At 72.4% G+C, this 16,632-nt stretch carries 10 protein-coding genes and 3 pseudogenes; 9 read left to right on the top strand and 4 right to left on the bottom strand.

The features are described from left to right. Positions 1 to 49: 49 nt before the first annotated feature. The 7 genes and pseudogenes from BN1555_RS02470 to BN1555_RS02440 all read left to right on the top strand — a co-directional run bounded on the left by BN1555_RS02470 (position 50) and on the right by BN1555_RS02440 (position 6,666). Positions 50 to 1,654, top strand: coding sequence for an ABC transporter substrate-binding protein (locus BN1555_RS02470; protein ID WP_093797437.1), 1,605 nt, complete (start codon positions 50 to 52; stop codon positions 1,652 to 1,654). Between the two features lie 32 nt (positions 1,655 to 1,686). Next, positions 1,687 to 2,652 carry an ABC transporter permease gene (locus BN1555_RS02465; RefSeq protein ID WP_093797435.1) on the top strand — a complete coding sequence of 322 codons (966 nt, stop codon included), beginning with the start codon at positions 1,687 to 1,689 and terminating at the stop codon, positions 2,650 to 2,652. Continuing rightward, on the top strand, positions 2,645 to 3,538 hold the full coding sequence (locus tag BN1555_RS02460) for an ABC transporter permease (protein WP_093797433.1): 894 nt from the start codon (positions 2,645 to 2,647) through the stop codon (positions 3,536 to 3,538). The genes BN1555_RS02465 and BN1555_RS02460 overlap by 8 nt, the downstream gene beginning before the upstream one ends. 266 nt (positions 3,539 to 3,804) lie before the next feature. Next, the gene (locus tag BN1555_RS02455; protein WP_093803119.1) at positions 3,805 to 4,710 is read left to right on the top strand and encodes an ABC transporter ATP-binding protein; all 906 of its coding nucleotides are present in this window, start codon (positions 3,805 to 3,807) and stop codon (positions 4,708 to 4,710) included. Beyond that, the gene (locus tag BN1555_RS02450) at positions 4,703 to 5,365 is read left to right on the top strand and encodes an ABC transporter ATP-binding protein (RefSeq protein WP_093797431.1); all 663 of its coding nucleotides are present in this window, start codon (positions 4,703 to 4,705) and stop codon (positions 5,363 to 5,365) included. The genes BN1555_RS02455 and BN1555_RS02450 overlap by 8 nt, the downstream gene beginning before the upstream one ends. A gap of 108 nt (positions 5,366 to 5,473) precedes the next feature. Further along, positions 5,474 to 6,351 (top strand): annotated as a pseudogene (locus BN1555_RS02445) (phosphatidylinositol-specific phospholipase C/glycerophosphodiester phosphodiesterase family protein). A gap of 120 nt (positions 6,352 to 6,471) precedes the next feature. Then, positions 6,472 to 6,666, top strand: coding sequence for a hypothetical protein (locus BN1555_RS02440; protein ID WP_093797429.1), 195 nt, complete (start codon positions 6,472 to 6,474; stop codon positions 6,664 to 6,666). 24 nt (positions 6,667 to 6,690) lie between these two features. On the opposite strand, the gene BN1555_RS02435 is transcribed toward BN1555_RS02440, so the two are convergent. Both BN1555_RS02435 and BN1555_RS02430 read right to left on the bottom strand, forming a co-directional pair. Beyond that, positions 6,691 to 8,778 (bottom strand): MMPL family transporter, encoded by a 2,088-nt coding sequence (locus BN1555_RS02435; protein WP_093797427.1) that lies wholly within the window; start codon positions 8,776 to 8,778, stop codon positions 6,691 to 6,693. Positions 8,779 to 8,898: 120 nt separating this feature from the next. After that, on the bottom strand, positions 8,899 to 9,399 hold the full coding sequence (locus BN1555_RS02430) for a MarR family winged helix-turn-helix transcriptional regulator (protein WP_093797425.1): 501 nt from the start codon (positions 9,397 to 9,399) through the stop codon (positions 8,899 to 8,901). A gap of 59 nt (positions 9,400 to 9,458) precedes the next feature. On the opposite strand from BN1555_RS02430, the gene BN1555_RS02425 reads away from it, so the two are divergent. After that, the gene (locus BN1555_RS02425; RefSeq protein ID WP_093797423.1) at positions 9,459 to 10,988 is read left to right on the top strand and encodes an SDR family oxidoreductase; all 1,530 of its coding nucleotides are present in this window, start codon (positions 9,459 to 9,461) and stop codon (positions 10,986 to 10,988) included. A gap of 54 nt (positions 10,989 to 11,042) precedes the next feature. On the opposite strand, the gene BN1555_RS02420 is transcribed toward BN1555_RS02425, so the two are convergent. Next, positions 11,043 to 12,425: an SWIM zinc finger family protein gene (locus tag BN1555_RS02420; RefSeq protein ID WP_255305841.1), complete on the bottom strand. Its 1,383-nt coding sequence runs from the start codon at positions 12,423 to 12,425 to the stop codon at positions 11,043 to 11,045. Next, a pseudogene (locus BN1555_RS02415) lies at positions 12,422 to 15,312 on the bottom strand (SNF2-related protein). Before BN1555_RS02415 ends, BN1555_RS02420 begins: the two are co-directional and overlap by 4 nt. Before the next feature lie 203 nt (positions 15,313 to 15,515). Here BN1555_RS02415 and BN1555_RS02410 point away from each other — a divergent pair. Next, positions 15,516 to 16,579, top strand: a pseudogene (locus tag BN1555_RS02410) (fatty acid desaturase). Positions 16,580 to 16,632 lie beyond the last annotated feature (53 nt).

Below are 16,632 nucleotides of genomic sequence, written 5' to 3'. Positions count from 1 at the left end.
GCGATCGGTTCGCAATAACTGTTGATCTTTATTAGGGGTGTGGAGAGCCATGCTGTCCCGATCGATACGTGGGGCGGCCGCCGCGACGCTGGCCGGAACACTGGCCATCACCGCGGCGGCCTGCTCGAAGCCGGGCGAGTCCGGGACCGGATCCGGATCCGGCGGTTCCAAGGACTCCGCGGTCGTCGGCATCGCGTACGAGCCCGAGACGCTCAGTCCGCTCCTCGGCTACGGCAAGGACGGCAACTCCAAGATCTTCGACGGGCTGCTCACCTTCGACGACGAGATGAAGCTCCGGCCGGCGCTCGCCGCCGAGCTGCCCGAAGTCGCCGACGACGGCCGCACGTACACGTACACCCTGCGCCAGGGCGTGAAGTTCAGCGACGGCAAGCCCTTCACGTCGAAGGACGTGGTCTTCACCTACAAGACCATCCTCGACAAGAAGACCAACAACGCCTCCAAGACCGAACTCGACGCGGTCGAGGACGTCCGGGCCGACGGTGACCACAAGGTCGTCTTCACGCTCAAGTACCCGTACGCGCCGTTCGCCGAGCGCACCGTCCTCCCGATCGCTCCCGAGCACGTCGCGGGCCGGCAGGACGTCAACAGCGGATCCTTCACGACGAAGCCGGTCGGCACGGGACCGTACGTCCTCACCGGCTGGTCCAAGGGCGAGAAGCTCAGCTTCAAGGCCAACCCCGGTTACTGGGGCGGCGCGCCGAAGGTGAAGAAGTTCACCATGGCGATCATCAAGGACGACGACGTGCGCGCCACGCGGCTGCGCACCGGCGACCTCGACGGCGCCATCCTGCCGCCCAACCTCGCCAAGACCTTCAAGGACGAGGCCGGCAGGACGACGTACGCCGCCAAGTCCTTCGACTACCGCACCGTGACCCTGCCGACCCACAACAAGGTCACGGGCGACACCGACGTACGGCGGGCCCTCGACGTGGCCGTCGACCGCCAGGCCATGGTCGACAAGATCCTCGAAGGCGCGGGCAAGCCGGCCTACGGCCCCGTCCCGACGGACAGCCCCTGGTTCGCCAAGGGCACCGAGCGCACCCACGACCTCGCGAAGGCGAAGAAGATCCTCGACGAGGCGGGCTGGAAGCCCGGCGCCGACGGCATCCGCGTCAAGGACGGCGTACGCGCCCAGTTCCCGCTCTGGTACCTGTCCGGCGACAAGCTCCGCCAGGACCACGCCCTCGCCTACGCGTCCGACGCGAAGAAGGCCGGCATCGACATCAAGACCCAGGCCGGCACCTGGGAGGTCATCATGCCGCGCATGAAGCACGACGCGGTGCTCGCGGGCGGCGGCTCGCCCGGCGACCCCGACTTCGACCAGTACACGCTCCTCCAGTCCTCGCTGGCGGGCGACGCCTTCAACAACATGGCCCGGTACGACAACCCGGCCGTCGACAAGGCGCTCAAGACCGGCCGCGAGAGCGGCGAGAAGGCCGACCGCAAGGCCGCGTACGACACCATCCAGCGCGAGCTCGTGAAGAACCCCGGCTACACCTTCCTCACCCACATCGACCACCTGTACGTCGTGGACGACAAGTGGTCCGGGCTGACGACGCAGATCGAGCCGCACGACCACGGCCTGGCCTCCGGACCGTGGTGGAACGTCGAGGACTGGAAGCCGAAGAAGTGACACACCCGAGCCGGAAGCTCCCCTGGGGGCCGATGGTGAGGATGGCGGGGCGGCGACTCCTGTTCGCCGCCCCCATCCTGCTGGTGGTGACCTTCGGCGTCTTCGCCGTCGCCGCCGCCTCGCCCTTCGACCCCGTCAAGGCATACGCGGGCACCGCGGGCCTCACCGCCTCGCAGGAGAACCTCGACCAGCTCCGCGCCAACCTCGGCGTCGACCAGCCGCTCGTCGAACGCTGGTGGCACTGGCTGACCTCGGCGGCCACCGGGGACCTCGGCGACTCCAGCGTGATGCGCCAGCCCGTCACCGACGTCATCACCGAACGCCTCGGCTGGTCGGTGCTGCTCGCCGTCACCGCGTTCCTCGTCGCGATCCTGCTCGGCACGTCGCTGGGCGTGCTGGCCGCGCGGAGGCAGGGCGGCTGGCTGGACCGGGCCGTCAGCTCGGCGGCGTACACCCTGGAAGCGGCGCCCGCCTTCTGGCTGGGCCTGCTCGCCATGTGGTTCTTCGCGCTCAGGCTGGGCGTGCTGCCGGCCGGCGGCCTGACCGACACCGACAGCGACGTGATCACGTTGGGGCAGGTCGTCACGCACCTGGTGCTGCCGGCGGCCGTTCTCGGTGTTTCGCAGCTTCCCTGGTTCTTCCTCTACGTACGCCAGGGCGTCGCCGACGCGCTGGAAGAGGACCCCGTACGCGGGGCCCGCGCGCGCGGGCTCAGTGACCGCACCGTGCTGCTCGGACACGCCCTGCGCTCCGGCATGCTGCCGACGCTCACCCTCATCGGCTCGCGCGTGCCCGAACTCATCACCGGTGCGCTGCTCGTCGAGACGGTCTTCAGCTGGCCGGGCATCGCGGCGGCGACCGTGCAGGCGGCGACCTCGGTGGACTTCCCGCTGCTGGCGGCGCTGACGGTGCTCGCCACGGCGGCGGTGCTGGCCGGGAACCTGCTCTCCGACCTGCTGTACGGACTCGCGGACCCGAGGGTGGGTTTCGATGGCTGAGCTCGCTTCCGGTCCCGTTTCCGAGCCCGCGGTGTGGCGCTCGCACGGGCGCACCCGCCGCTCGACGCGCACGGCCCGGGTCCGCACCTCCGCCGTGATCGTGGTGGCGGTGGTGCTCGCCGTTCTCGTCGTACCGCCGCTGGCCGATCTCGACCAGCAGGCCGTCGACTTGTCGATGAAGCTCCAGCCGCCGTCCCTGGCCCATCCCTTCGGGACGGACGACGTAGGGCGCGACCTGCTGCTGCGCTGCGTGTACGGACTGCGCGTCTCCCTCATGGTCGGCCTGGTCGCGGCGCTCGTCGCCACGTTCATCGGTACGGCGGTGGGAGCGGCGGCCGCGGCGTTCGGCGGCTGGACGGACCGTGTGGTGATGCGGCTCGTCGACACCTTCTCCTCCATCCCGCACCTGCTGCTGGGCATCTTCATCGTCGCGATGTTCCGGCCGGGGGTGTGGCCGGTGATCGTGTCGGTGGCCCTGACGCACTGGCTGTCCACGGCCCGCATCGTCCGCTCCGAAGTGCTCTCGCTGCGCTCGCGCCCGTACATCGACGCGGCGGTCTCGGGCGGCGCGTCGCGGTGGCGGGTCGCGGTGCGGCACCTGCTGCCGGGCGTACTGCCGCAGGCGGGGCTCGCGGCGGTCCTGATGGTCCCGCACGCGATGTGGCACGAGTCGGCGCTCTCGTTCCTGGGCCTCGGCCTGCCGACGCACCAGGCGAGCCTGGGCAACCTGGTCCAGTCGGCCCGCAGTTCGCTGCTGGCCGGTGACTGGTGGCCGACACTCTTTCCCGGTCTCCTCCTGATCATCCCGACCCTCGCCATCGCGGGCCTGGCCGGCTCCTGGCGGGAACGGATCAACCCGCGTCGCCGATCGGAGCTGATGCTGTGACACCGCCCCAGAACGCGAAGCCGGTTCCCACGGCCGCGCAGACCCCGGCCGTGGCCGGCCCGCACGGCGCCGAAGCGGTTTCGGAACGTTCCCCTGCGGCGCCCCCCTCTGTTCCGGGGAATGTTCACCACGCTGTCGCGGGGAACGTCCGCGACGCGGACCGTTCCGCCTCGGGCACCGGCACGGGAAGCGACGCGGAGGCGGGCCGTCCCGCGCGGCGCCGGACGCCCCTGCTGTCCGTGCGGGGGCTCTCCGTGCGGTTCCGGATGCGTGGAGGGCGGCACATCGCCGCCGTCGCCGACGCCGACTTCGACCTCGCGCAGGGGGAGTGCCTGGCCCTCGTCGGTGAGAGCGGCTGCGGCAAGTCCGTGCTCGCCTCCGCGCTGCTCGGACTGCTCCCCGGCAACGCCCAGACCGCGGGATCCGCGCTCCTGGGAGACGTCGACCTGCTCACCGCCGACGAACGCACCCTGGCGCGTACGGTGCGGGGACGCCGGGTCGGACTCGTACCGCAGAGTCCCGCCGCGCACCTCACGCCCGTACGGACCGTCGGAGCGCAGCTCGAAGAGACGCTGCGCGAGCTGACCGGCACGCGGAAGCAGGACGTGCGCGCGGCGGCCCGCGCGGCGGCCGGGCGGGCCGCGTTCCCGGCGGACCACCTCGACCGCTACCCGCACGAACTGTCCGGCGGACTCGCGCAGCGCGCCGCGACCGCCCTCGCCCTCGTCGGCGACGCGCCCCTGCTGCTCGCGGACGAGCCGACCACCGGCCTCGACCGGGACCTCGTCGACCGCACCGTCGACGAACTCCGCCGGCACGTCGACGACGGCCACGCGCTGCTGATGATCACCCATGACCTCGCGGCCGCCGAGCGCGTCGCCGACCGCGTCGCCGTGATGTACGCGGGACGCATCGTGGAACTCGCCGACGCCGCGCGGTTCTTCCGGGGGGCCGGCCCCCGGCACCCGTACGCCCGGGGCCTGCTGAACGCCCTTCCGGAGCGCGCGTTCACGCCGATCCCCGGCATGCCGCCCGAGCTCGGAGACCTGCCCCCGGGGTGCGCCTTCGCCGCCCGCTGCACGCACGCCACCGAAGCCTGCGCCCTGCGGCCGGACTTCGCGGACGGCGTCGCCTGCCACCACCCGCCGGTCCAGGAGAGTGCCCGTGCTTGAACTCGAAGCGATCACCGCAGGCTACGAGCGCGGGAAGCCCGTCGTACGGGACGCCCACCTCACCGTCGGACCCGGCGAAGCGGTCGGCCTGCTCGGGCCGAGCGGTTGCGGCAAGTCGACGCTCGCCCGGGTCGCCGCCCTGCTCCACCGCCCCGACGCCGGCACCGTCACCCTCGACGGCCGTACGGTCACCGGCTGGCGCCACCGCGCCCCGCGCGCACAGCGCACGGCGATCGGCGTGGTCTTCCAGCAGCCCCGGCTGTCCGCCGACCCCCGCCTGCGCCTGCGCGACCTGATCGCGGAACCGCTGCGCGCCACCGGGCGGCGCGACGAAGCGGCCACCGCCGTCGGTGAATTGGCCCAGGCCGTGGGGCTCGGTGACGACCTCCTCACCCGGCGCCCGCACGAGGTGAGTGACGGCCAGCTGCAACGTGCCTGTCTGGCCCGCGCCCTGGTGCTGCGCCCGCGCTGGCTGGTCTGCGACGAGATGACGGCGATGCTGGACGCGTCGACGACGGCGGCCCTGGTCGCGGTGGTCGAGCAGTACCGGCGCGAACACGGCGCCGGCCTGCTGGCCGTCGGCCACGACCGCGTCCTCCTGGAGCGCTGGTGCGACCGCACGGTCCGCTGGGAGGACGTCGCCGCGGTGGTCTGAACCGGGAGCGACGATCGGCCGAACTCCTGGAGCGGGCCTGCCCATTGAGGCTGTACGGGGCGGATACTCGCCGGAGTCACCGACGCCCCGTACACCTCCGGAGGCACCATGGCCGTCGTCACGCCCACCCGCCGCAGAGTCGTCACCACCTTCACCGCCGCCCTCGCGGGAGCCGTCGCCGTACCCTCGTACGCCCGAGCGGCCGAGCAGAAGCCCGGCCGCGGGCCCCTGCGCCGCGCGCACGCGCACAACGACTACGAGCACCCGCGCCCCCTCCTGGACGCCCTTTCCCACGGCTTCACGAGCGTGGAGGCGGACATCCACCTCGTCGACGGACAGCTCCTCGTCGCCCATGACCCGATCGACCTCGACCCGTCGCGCACCCTCGAATCGCTCTACCTGGCCCCCTGGCGGCCAGGGTCGGGGCCAACCACGGCTCCGTGTACCGCGGATACCGCCGTCCCGTGCAACTGCTGATCGACATCAAGACCGACGGGGCCGCCGCCTATCCCGAACTCCACCGTCTGCTGCGCCGGTACCGCCGGATGCTGAGCACGTACGCGTACGGCCGCGTCCGCCTCGGCGCGGTGACCCCCGTCGTCTCCGGCCACCGTGCGGCCCGCGCTCCGATGGAGGCGCAGCGCGTGCGCCACGCCTTCTACGACGGACGCCTCGACGACCTGAACGGCCCCGATGTCGCGGGCCCGGCTCCCGCCTCCTTCATCCCGCTGATCAGCAGCAACTGGACGCACAGCTTCACCTGGCAGGGCACCGGCCCGTTCCCCGCGGCCGAACGCGCGAAGCTGCACGCCGTCGTCTCCACCGCCCACCGGCGCGGGCAGCGCGTCCGCTTCTGGGCCACACCCGACCTGCCGGGGCCGGCGCGGGACGCCGTCTGGAGCGAACTGCTCGCCGCCGACGTGGACCACGTCAACACCGACGACCTCGCGGGCCTGGAGCGTTTCCTCCGCACGTACGACGCGTAGTCGGCCATCACCGCCAGTCAACACCCGTACGGCGGACGTGTCTTCCGCCCGAATGGACCCTCCGCTGCGCCAGACTGACGGCCGAATGCCGCAATTCAGGCGCGGCGGAGGAGGTTGGCCATGGCCATTTCGATCTCGTTGGTGCTGTTTCTGCTGATTCTCGCGGTGATCTTCCTGCGCAACGGGGGACTGAAGGTCTCGCACGCCCTGGTCTGCGCCCTGCTCGGCTTCTTCCTGGCCGGTACGAGCGTGGGGCCGACCATCCAGAACGGGATCGCCGCCACCGCCGAAGTGGTCGGTGGTCTCAGGCCCTGACCGCCGCCCACACGTCACCGGGTCCTAGTCGGGCCTGCGGCTGAGCGCCCCCGGCCACCAGGAGGTGCGGCCGATGTCGCGGACCAGGGCCGGAACGAGCAGGGAGCGGACGACGAGGGTGTCGAGCAGGACGCCGAAGGCGACGATGAAGGCGATCTGCAGCAGGAAGGCCAGGGGGATGACGCCGAGCGCGGCGAAGGTGGCCGCGAGGACGACGCCCGCGGAGGTGATGACGCCACCGGTGGCGGTCAGACCGCGCAGAACACCTTCGCGGGTGCCGTGCCGCAGCGATTCCTCGCGGACCCGGGACATCAGGAAGATGTTGTAGTCCACCCCCAGGGCCACCAGGAACACGAACCCGTAGAGCGGAACGGAGGAGTCGGTGCCGCCGAAACCGAGCAGCTGCTGGAAGACCAGCGAGGAAACGCCCAGGGTGGCAAGGAAGTTCAGGGCCACCGTCGCGACGAGCAGGACGGGCATCAGCAGCGACCGCAGCAGGCCGACCAGGATGACCAGGATGATCGCGAGCACCACCGGCACGATGAGGGAGCGGTCGTGCTCCGCCGTGCGCTGGGTGTCGTACCGCTGGGCGGTGTAGCCGCCGACCAGGGCGTCGGAGTCCGGCACGGCGCGTACGGCGTCGCGCAGCCGCGCGACGGTCTCCTTGGCGGCTTCGGTGTCCGCCGCGTCCGCGAGGACGGCGTCGATGCGTACCCTGCCGTCGACGACGAGCGGCTCGCCGCCTCCCGGGCGCCCGGAGGCCGTCGCCGGGGCGGCCGAGGCCACACCCTCGGTGCCTTCGACGGCGGCCGTCACCTGCCGGAGGGCCCCGGCGTCGGCGATGACGACGGCCGGGTTCCCGGACCCGCCGGGAAAGTGCTTGCCCAGCGTCTCCTGGGCGGCGACGGACGGGGCGTCGTTGACGAAGATCTCCTCCAGGGGCACGCCCTTGGCGTTCAGGGTCGGAGCGAGGGCGGCGCAGGCGAGCAGGGCCGCGAGGGTGACCGCCCACACCTTGCGCGGCGCGCGGTCCACCAGGGCCGCGATCCGCGTCCAGACGCCGTGACCGCCGCTCCCGTCCCCGGCGGGCCGGGGCTTCGCCGGCCAGTAGGCGGCGCGGCCGAGGACCACCAGGGCGGCGGGCAGGAACGTCAGGGCGCTGAGTACGGCGCAGACGATGCCGATCGCGCCGACCGGCCCCAGGGCCCGGTTGTTGGTCAGGTCGCTCAGGAGCAGGGCGAGCAGGCCGAGCGCGACGGTGGCGGCACTCGCCGTGATCGGACCGAAGGACTGCCGCAGCGCGGCGCGCATGGCCGCGATCCGGTCGGAGCCCGCGGCCAGTTCCTCACGGAAGCGGGCGGTGAGCAGCAGCGCGTAGTCGGTGGCGGCGCCGATCACGAGGATCGACAGGATGCCCTGCACCTGGCCGTCGACCCGGACCACGTCGTGGTCGGCGAGGACGTACACGACGGCGCATGCCAGGCCCAGCGAGAAGACCGCTCCCGCAATGATCACCAGCGGAAGGAGCACGCTGCGGTAGACGAGCAGCAGGATCAGCAGCACGGTCACCAGGGCCACGCCGAGCAGCAGGCCGTCGATGCCCGCGAAGGCGTCGGAGAGGTCCGCCTGGCTCGCCGCGGGGCCGGCGAGCTGCACAGCGGTGCCGGGTACGGACTCGGCTGCCTCGGTGACCCGTTCCAGTGCGCCGGGCAGCTCCTCGCCGAGACCGGCCTCCAGCTGTACGACCCCTTGCAGGGCCTGGCCGTCCCGGGACGGAACGGCGGGGGACACCCCGCCCGCCACCCCGGCGCTGTCGGCGAGCGTGGCCAGGGCCCGGGTCGCGGCGCCCTGTTGCTCCCGGCTCAGCCGCCCGCCCGCGTCGTCCGAGGTCCACACGACGATCGCCGGGAGCGTCCCGCCCTGACGGAAGGCCTTCTGGGCGTCGACGACCTTCGTCGATTCCGCGCTGCGGGGAAGGAAAGAGGCCTGGTCGTTGGTGGCGACTTCACCGAGCTTCCCGGCGTACGGGCCGAGCATGCCGCCGACGGCCAGCCAGGCGACGAGCAGAACGGCGGGGACGAGCCAGCGGATCCGCCGTGCGGTGGTGGACATGGGAACTCCTGGAACTGGGACGTGGAAAGTATCTCAACAGAAACAATCTTAATGATTGAGATAAAGGAGAGCCACAAGCAAGCCGACAGGCCCTTCGGGCCCACGTCGTCCGGAGATTTTTCAGCGGCGCGGTACGCGCAACCCGCCCAGTTCCTCGTTCATGGCGGTGAGGAACCTCAGGGCCACCGACAACTCCTCCTCGCTGAAGCGCCGGCGAGCACGGTCGGCAGCCGTGGCGAGCGGCATGAAGTACGAACGCGCCGCCGCCCGCGCTCCCTCCACATAATGGACATGAACCACTCTGCGGTCCGCGCTCTCGCGCGAGCGCCTGACATGCCCGGCCCGCTCCAGCCGGTCCAGGCAGGCGGTGACGGCCCCCGAGGTCAGGCCCAGGTGTTCGCGCAGCAGGCCCGGCGTCACCGGCTCCGCGCTGTCGAGGATCACCGCCAGCGCCTGGATGTCCGTGGCGTGCAGTCCCTGGCCGAGTGCGAAACCGTGGACAAGACGGCTGATCTCGCCGTTCATGCGGCGCAGCTGAACCGCGAACGCCTGAAGATCCGCCGCCGGACCGCCGGGGGCAATGCCACCGTCACCGGATTCCCGCTCATCTGTACTGGCCACACGAACAGCCTATAGAAGCCCGACGGCACATCCACGGACCACTGAACAGGCGGAAGACAATGACACACGGGAACGACGCACCCGCCCTTCGGTGCCTGGTCACCGGGGCCACCGGCTACATCGGCGGCCGACTGGTCCCCGAACTGCTCGCCGCCGGGCACCAGGTGCGCTGTCTGGCCCGTACGCCGGGGAAACTGCGCGACCACCCCTGGGCCGGCCGTGCCGAGGTGGTGCGCGGTGACGTCACCGACGAGGAGTCGGTGCGCGAGGCGATGAGGGACATCGACGTCGCGTACTACCTGGTCCACGCGCTCGACACGGGATCCGGCTTCGAGCGCACCGACCGCCGGGCCGCCGGGATCTTCGGAGAGCAGGCCCGCGCCGCAGGCGTCCGCCGCGTCGTCTACCTCGGCGGGCTGACACCGCGGAACGTGCCGGAACGGGAGCTGTCGCCCCATCTGCGCTCGCGCGCCGAGGTGGGGGAGATCCTGCTGAACTCCGGGGTGGCGACGACCGTGCTGCGCGCCGCCGTCATCATCGGCTCCGGATCCGCCTCCTTCGAAATGCTCCGTTACCTCACCGAGCGGCTGCCGGTCATGATCACGCCCAGCTGGGTGCGCACCCGCATCCAGCCCATCGCCGTCCGCGACGTCCTGCGCTATCTCGTCGGCAGCGCCTCCATGCCCGCCGACGTGAACCGCGCCTTCGACATCGGCGGCGCCGACGTCGTCACGTACCGCGACATGATGCGCAGGTACGCGGCGGTGGCCGGACTGCCCCGGCGCCTCATCGTCCCCGTGCCGGTCCTGACCCCCGGGCTCTCGAGCCACTGGGTCGGCCTGGTCACGCCGGTACCGCACTCGATCGCTCGGCCGCTCGCCGAGTCGCTGCGCCACGAGGTCGTCTGCCACGAACACGACATCGCCGCGTACGTACCCGACCCGCCGGGTTCCCCGATCGGCGTCGACAAGGCGCTCGCCCTGGCGCTCCAGCGGGTCCGGGACGCCCAGGTCACCACCCGCTGGTCCTCCGCGTCGGTGCCCGGCGCGCCCAGCGACCCCCTGCCCACCGACCCCGACTGGGCCGGCGGCAGCCTCTACAGCGACCTGCGGGAACGGACCGTCGACGCCACCCCGCAGGCCCTGTGGACGGTGATCGAGGGCATCGGGGGCGAGAACGGCTGGTACTCCTTCCCCCTCGCATGGGCTGTGCGCGGCTGGGCGGACCGCCTGGCCGGCGGGGTGGGGTTGCGGCGCGGCCGCCGGGACGCGCACCGGCTGCGGGTCGGCGACTCGCTGGACTTCTGGCGCGTCGAGGAGATCGAGCGCGGCCGTCTGCTGCGGTTGCGCGCGGAGATGCGGCTGCCGGGCCTGGCCTGGCTGGAGATGTACGCCGACGAGGACGACGCCGGCCGTACCCGCTACCGGCAGCGGGCCCTGTTCCACCCCCGCGGCCTGCTCGGCCACGCGTACTGGTGGAGCGTCTCGCCCTTCCACGCGGTCGTCTTCGGCGGCATGGCCCGCAACATCGCCCTGGCCGCGGCCGGACAGCCGCCGGAGAGGCCGGTGGACCGCAGCCGCGCGTCCTGAGCGGACGCCTCCGGTGAGGACCCGTGGACCGGAGACCGGAAAGCGCCGCCCGGCTCACCGGGCTCGCGGGAGCCGGGCGGCCGGCGGCTGGACGGGGGCGGGAGCGGAGCGAGAACGGGGAGGAGCGGCGTCCGCGGCCGGGGAGCGGTGCTCGTCGAGTGCGACGGCGAGTGCCGCGGCCGGATCCGGACCGGCCGGACCGGCCGGCGTCCACCGCCCGTGCTCCTTGCGGTACGGCCACCAGCGCCCGTCCCGACCGCACCTCAGCTGCGCGTCCGTGCCGACGACGGTCCACCGGTTGTGCCGGGCACGCAGCTGCGGGCGCCCGTCCTCGTCCCACGCCTCGGCCAGCTGCGTACGGGCGCGCGCGAGCGCCCCCGGCTCCGGCGACCACTCCTCCTCGAGTACGGCGAGCGCGGCACGCCCCCCGTACTCCCAGGCCCGTACGGCCAGGGCCAGACCGGCCCGGTCCCGCCCGGAGCCCGCCGCGAGCCGCGCGGCGATCCACGGTCCGGGACCGCCGGAGGCCAGCCTCACCGCGTCCTGCTCCACGGTGGGTTCCCCGTCCACCGGCTGCTGTTCGTGCCCGGCCGACAGCGCCTCGGCCAGCAGACGGTGCGCACGTCCGGCCGCGTCCGCCGCCAGGAACTCCAGTGCCGCCGCGTCGATTCCCGGCGCGGGCCCCGTCTCCGTGTCGAGGGCCGGCGGCCGGCCCGGCTCGTCCGGGAGCGGCGGAGGGGCGGGCAGGGGCGGCAGCGCGTCGCGCGCCGCGAACGCCTCGTCGGCCCGCACACCCTCCGGCGCGCGCTCGTCCTCGCAGGTCCCCGGTGCCTCCCGGGGCACGGCCCGGGCGGCGCTGCGCACCTGCAGTTCGTCGAGCAGCTCCCGCTCGCCGCGTCCGCGCATCAGCAGCAGTACGAAGGGGTCCTGGTCCAGCAGCCGCGCCATCTGGTAGCAGAGCGCCGCGGTGTGCGGACAGTGGTCCCAGGTGTCGCACGAGCACTCCGGTTCGAGGTCGCCGATGCCCGGCAGCAGTTCGAGTCCGGCCTCCGCCGCGTCCTCCACCAGGTGGGGCGGCATCTCCCGGTCCAGGAGCGCCGCGATGTGCCCGGCGCGTTCGACCGCCATGGCGAGGAAGCGGTCCCACTCCTCACCGCTCAACCGCTGCAACAGCACGTCACTGCGGTACGCCGAACCGTCCTTCTCCCGTACCACCGCCGTGATCCGGCCGGGCCGCACCGACACGGCGCCGACCGCGCCCTCGCGCGCGTACCTGCGGCCCTTTCTGAGCTGTTCACCGTCGAGCGCGGTGTCCTCCAGCGCCTTCGTCCAGGCCCGGCCCCACCAGGTCCCCGCGAAACCGCGTCCCCGCGCGGGAGGCAGCGCGTCGAAGGTGCGCTCCGTTTCCCGTTCCCCTGCTCTGTCCCGGTCGCTCATCGCGTGCCCCCTCGCAGCTTCACCAGATCGGCCAGCTCGGCATCGGTCAGTTCGGTCAGCGCGGACTCGCCGTTCCCGAGAACGGAGTCCGCCAGCTCCTTCTTGCGCACGAGCATTCCGGCGATCCGGTCCTCGACGGTCCCCTCGGCGATCAGCCGGTGCACCTGCACCGGCTGGGTCTGCCCGATGCGGTACGCGCGGTCCGTGGCCTGCGCTTCGACCGCCGGGTTCCACCAGCGGTCGTAGTGCACGACATGGGCGGCCCTGGTGAGGTTGAGCCCGGTGCCCGCCGCCTTCAGGGACAGCAGGAAGACCGGGACCTCGCCGTCCTGGAACCGCCGCACCATCGCCTCCCGTTCCGGCACCGGCGTACCGCCGTGCAGGAACTGGGTGCGCGTGCCGCGCGCCGCGAGATGCTTCTCCAGCAGCCGCGCCATCTGCACGTACTGCGTGAACACCAGCACGCTCGCTTCCTCGGCCAGGACGGTGTCGAGCAGCTCGTCCAGCAGCTCCAGCTTCCCGGAGCGGCCCGCGATGACGGGCCGCTCCTCCTTCGTGTACTGCGCCGGGTGGTTGCAGATCTGCTTCAGCGCGGTGAGCAGCTTCACCACGAGTCCGCGCCGTGCGAACCCCTCGGCCTCCGCGATGGCGGCGAGCGTCTCGCGGACCACGGCTTCGTACAGACGGGCCTGTTCCGCCGTGAGCGGCACGGCGTGGTCGGTCTCGGTCTTCGGCGGCAGCTCCGGGGCGATCCCGGGATCGGACTTCCGGCGCCGCAGCAGGAACGGACCCACCAGCCTGGAGAGCCGCTCGGCGGCCGCGGGATCGCTTCCGCCCTCGACCGGCTGCGCGTAGTGCTTGCGGAACGTTCCGAGCCGGCCGAGCAGCCCGGGCGTCGTCCAGTCGAGGACGGCCCACAGCTCCGAGAGGTTGTTCTCCACCGGTGTGCCGGTGAGCGCCACGCGCGCGCGGGCGTCGATGGTCCGCAGTTGCCCGGCGGTCGCCGAGTACGGGTTCTTGACGTGCTGCGCCTCGTCGACGACGACCATGCCCCACGGCGCGGGACCGGCCAGCCGCGCCGCGTCGAGCCGCATCGTGCCGTACGTCGTGAGGACGAACTCCCGTGCCGCCAGAGCGTCCAGGCTGCGCGCCGCGCCGTGGAAACGGCGTACCGGGGTCCCGGGTGCGAACTTCTCGATCTCGCGCTGCCAGTTGCCCATCAGGGAGGTGGGACAGACCACCAGGGTGGGTCCCGCGGTCCGCTCGTCCGTCTGCCGGTGCAGGTGGAGGGCGATGAGGGTGATGGTCTTGCCGAGGCCCATGTCGTCGGCGAGACAGCCGCCGAGTCCCAGGGACGTCATGCGGTGCAGCCAGTTCAGTCCGCGCAGCTGGTAGTCGCGCAAGGTCGCCGCGAGCGCGGCCGGCTGAGCGATCGCGTGGTCGTCCGCGCCCTCCGGATCGGCGATCCGTTCCTTCAGCTGTGCCAGCCATCCCGATGCCTGTACGTCGACCTGCCGGCCGTTCAGCTCCGTGCGGCCCGTCAGCGCGGCACCGAGGGCGTCGATCGGGGTGACCTTGCGGTCCTGGCCCTCCCGCGCGCGCCGGGCCTCCTCCGGGTCGATCAGCACCCACTGGTCACGCAGACGAACGACGGGTCTGGTCGCCTCCGCGAGCCGGTCGAGCTCCGCCCTGGAGAGCTGCTGACCGCCCAGCGTGAACCGCCAGTCGAAAGCGAGCAGTGCGTCGGCCGACAGGAAGGAGGGCATGCCGGACGACGTCTTCCCCGGTCCCTTGCCGTCGTCGGGCGGCCCCACGACAGCGTGTGCCGTCAGGGTGCGGGCCAGCTCCTTCGGCCAGTGCACCTGGACCCCGGTGGCGGCGAGCTCCCGGGCGGCCCGGCCGAGCAGTTCGGTGACCTCCTCGTCCGCCGGCTCGATCGCGTCGGGCACGGCGGCCGACAGCAGCGGTGCCAGCGGCGGCCACGCGCGGACGGCGCGGCGCAGAGCCAGCAGCGCGTCCATGCGGGCGCGCGGCCCGAACGCCGTACCCGCGTGCCCCGTTCCGGCCCATACCTCGGCGGCGTCCGCGACCAGTGAGGGTCGCTGACACTGTGCATCTGGAGAACGACACGGAAGGCGGGCCCGGCCCCCTCCTCGGCCCCGTCCTGCGCACCGTCCCGCGCGCGAGCGGCCGCGAGCCCCGGCAGCTCGACCCTCAGGGAGATCCGTACGCCCGCGTCGTGACCGGCGGCGACATCGGCGGCCCAGGCGCGCTGCTCGGGCAGCCGCTGCGGCCCGGCGCCGGCGAACGCCGGGCCGGCGGCGGCCGTCGCCGCGGCGGGTGTGCGCGGCAGCCCGTCCGCGACCGCGTCGAGGAACGAGCGCAGCAGCCGCTCGGGGGCGGGCAGCCGGAGCGGCCGCTGCGCGGCGTCCAGCGGTACTGCGTGCGCGCAGGGCGGCATCGAAGCCGCCAGTTCGCGCACCCGTTCCCGGTCCTCGGCGGTGAGCGGTCCGGCCCGCCAGGCGTCGTGATCGGTGGCGCTCAGGCCCGGCAGCAGCCGCCCGTGGGCGACGAGCTGGAGCGCGACGAGGGCAGCCGCACCCCAGAAGGCGGCGGCAGGGGCGGCGTGCGCGGACGCGCGCGCCCGGGTCAGTACCGGCAGAGCGTCCCGTACCGGCAGCACAAGGGCCCGTACGGTCCGTGCGGTGACGCCGTCCGTGACGACGGTCAGTTCCTCGACGGCGCCGGGGAGGGAGGGAGGCCCGCTGCCGTCGGAGCGCCAGAAGGCGACCTTGCCGGTGCGTGCCGGGTCCGCAGGCAGGAAGACCGCGGAGCAGCGGATGAGTTCGGAGATCCCGGAGAGCGTTGCCGCAGGAGGCCGGTGCACAGCGATGCCGAATCCCTCAAATTTGACTAGTTGGGCCCGAAGTCGCCGAGGATACTGCATCCGCCCCCGACGGTGTACCCGGCCCCACTGCCGCGGGCTGGGGCCTGCACCAGCGGAACAGGGGGGTTCACACCATGGTCGTCGAGGGACCCGGCGCATAGTTTCATGAGGTCAGAGCCAGGTCCTGCAGACCGGAGACCCCCATGCCCCAGGCCGCCGCCGTCGCGGAACCCACGACAGGCACTTCCGGGAGCGATTTCGCCCCGCTCCTGCGAACAGCCAGGGAACAGGGCTCCTGGAGCGCCGCGCCGACTGGTACGCGCTGGGGATCGCGGCCAACCTGCTCGCCCTGGCCGCTGTCGTCACCGGCCTCGTGCTCGTCGGCGATTCCTGGTGGGCGCTTCCGCTCGCCCTGCCCCTGACCGTGCTGTGGGCCCGTACCGCCTTCGTCGGTCACGACGCGGGACACGCCCAGATAACCGGCAACCGCAGGGTGAGCCTGGTGATCAGCCTTGTCCACAGCAATCTGCTGCTCGGTATGAACCAGGCGTGGTGGAACGACAAGCACGTACGCCACCACGCCAACCCGAACCACATCGACAAGGACCCGGACGTCGGCGTGGGGGCGCTTGTCTGGACCCAGAAGCAGGCAGCGCAGCGCGAAGGTTTCGCCCGCTGGCTCACCCGCAACCAGGCGCGCCTGTTCTTCCCGATGCTGCTGCTCGAAGGCATCGCGCTGAAGATCTACGGTTTTCAGTACCTGCGCCGCCAGCCGGTGCGCGAGCGCCTGCTGGAGGGCCTGCTGCTCGTGGCCCACCTCGTCGGTTACTTCGCGCTTCTGCTCACCGTCATGTCGCCGGGCAAGGCGGTGGTTTTCGCGCTGGTGCACCACGCGCTGTTCGGTCTCCACCTGGGCATGGCCTTCGCGCCCAACCACAAGGGGATGGAAATGCCCGACCCCGACGGCGAGCGCTGGGGCCACCTGCGCCGGCAGGTGGTCACCTCGCGCAACGTGCGCGGCGGGATACTCACCGACTGGTTCCTGGGCGGCCTGAACTACCAGATAGAGCACCACCTCTTCCCGAGCATGGCGCGTCCGAATCTGCGGCTCGTCCAGCCGCTGGTGCGTGCGCACTGCCGGGCGCTGGGTATGCCGTACACGGAGACAGGACTGATCGACTCGTACCGGCAGGCGCTGACGCACATGCACGAGGTCGGCGAGCCCCTCAGGACCGACAGGACCGACAAGGCCGGCGGCGCTGTTTAGCGGCCGTACGGCGGAACTGTGGCGCGGACGCGCACGTTACCGGAACATGAAGC

Source organism: Streptomyces sp. Wb2n-11 (assembly GCF_001049855.1).
Classification (GTDB): Bacteria; Actinomycetota; Actinomycetes; order Streptomycetales; family Streptomycetaceae; genus Streptomyces; species Streptomyces altiplanensis.
The sequence above is the reverse complement of the archived record's forward strand: the minus strand, read 5'-3'. Positions and strand labels throughout refer to the sequence as shown.

Coding starts and splice junctions, on each gene's coding strand:
- BN1555_RS02420 (WP_255305841.1), bottom strand. CDS start 12,425: ATGAGCGACCGGGACAGAGCAGGGGAACGGGAAACGGAGCGCACCTTC.
- BN1555_RS02465 (WP_093797435.1), top strand. CDS start 1,687: ATGGTGAGGATGGCGGGGCGGCGACTCCTGTTCGCCGCCCCCATCCTG.
- BN1555_RS02455 (WP_093803119.1), top strand. CDS start 3,805: ATGCGTGGAGGGCGGCACATCGCCGCCGTCGCCGACGCCGACTTCGAC.
- BN1555_RS02435 (WP_093797427.1), bottom strand. CDS start 8,778: ATGTCCACCACCGCACGGCGGATCCGCTGGCTCGTCCCCGCCGTTCTG.
- BN1555_RS02470 (WP_093797437.1), top strand. CDS start 50: ATGCTGTCCCGATCGATACGTGGGGCGGCCGCCGCGACGCTGGCCGGA.
- BN1555_RS02440 (WP_093797429.1), top strand. CDS start 6,472: ATGGCCATTTCGATCTCGTTGGTGCTGTTTCTGCTGATTCTCGCGGTG.
- BN1555_RS02460 (WP_093797433.1), top strand. CDS start 2,645: ATGGCTGAGCTCGCTTCCGGTCCCGTTTCCGAGCCCGCGGTGTGGCGC.
- BN1555_RS02425 (WP_093797423.1), top strand. CDS start 9,459: ATGACACACGGGAACGACGCACCCGCCCTTCGGTGCCTGGTCACCGGG.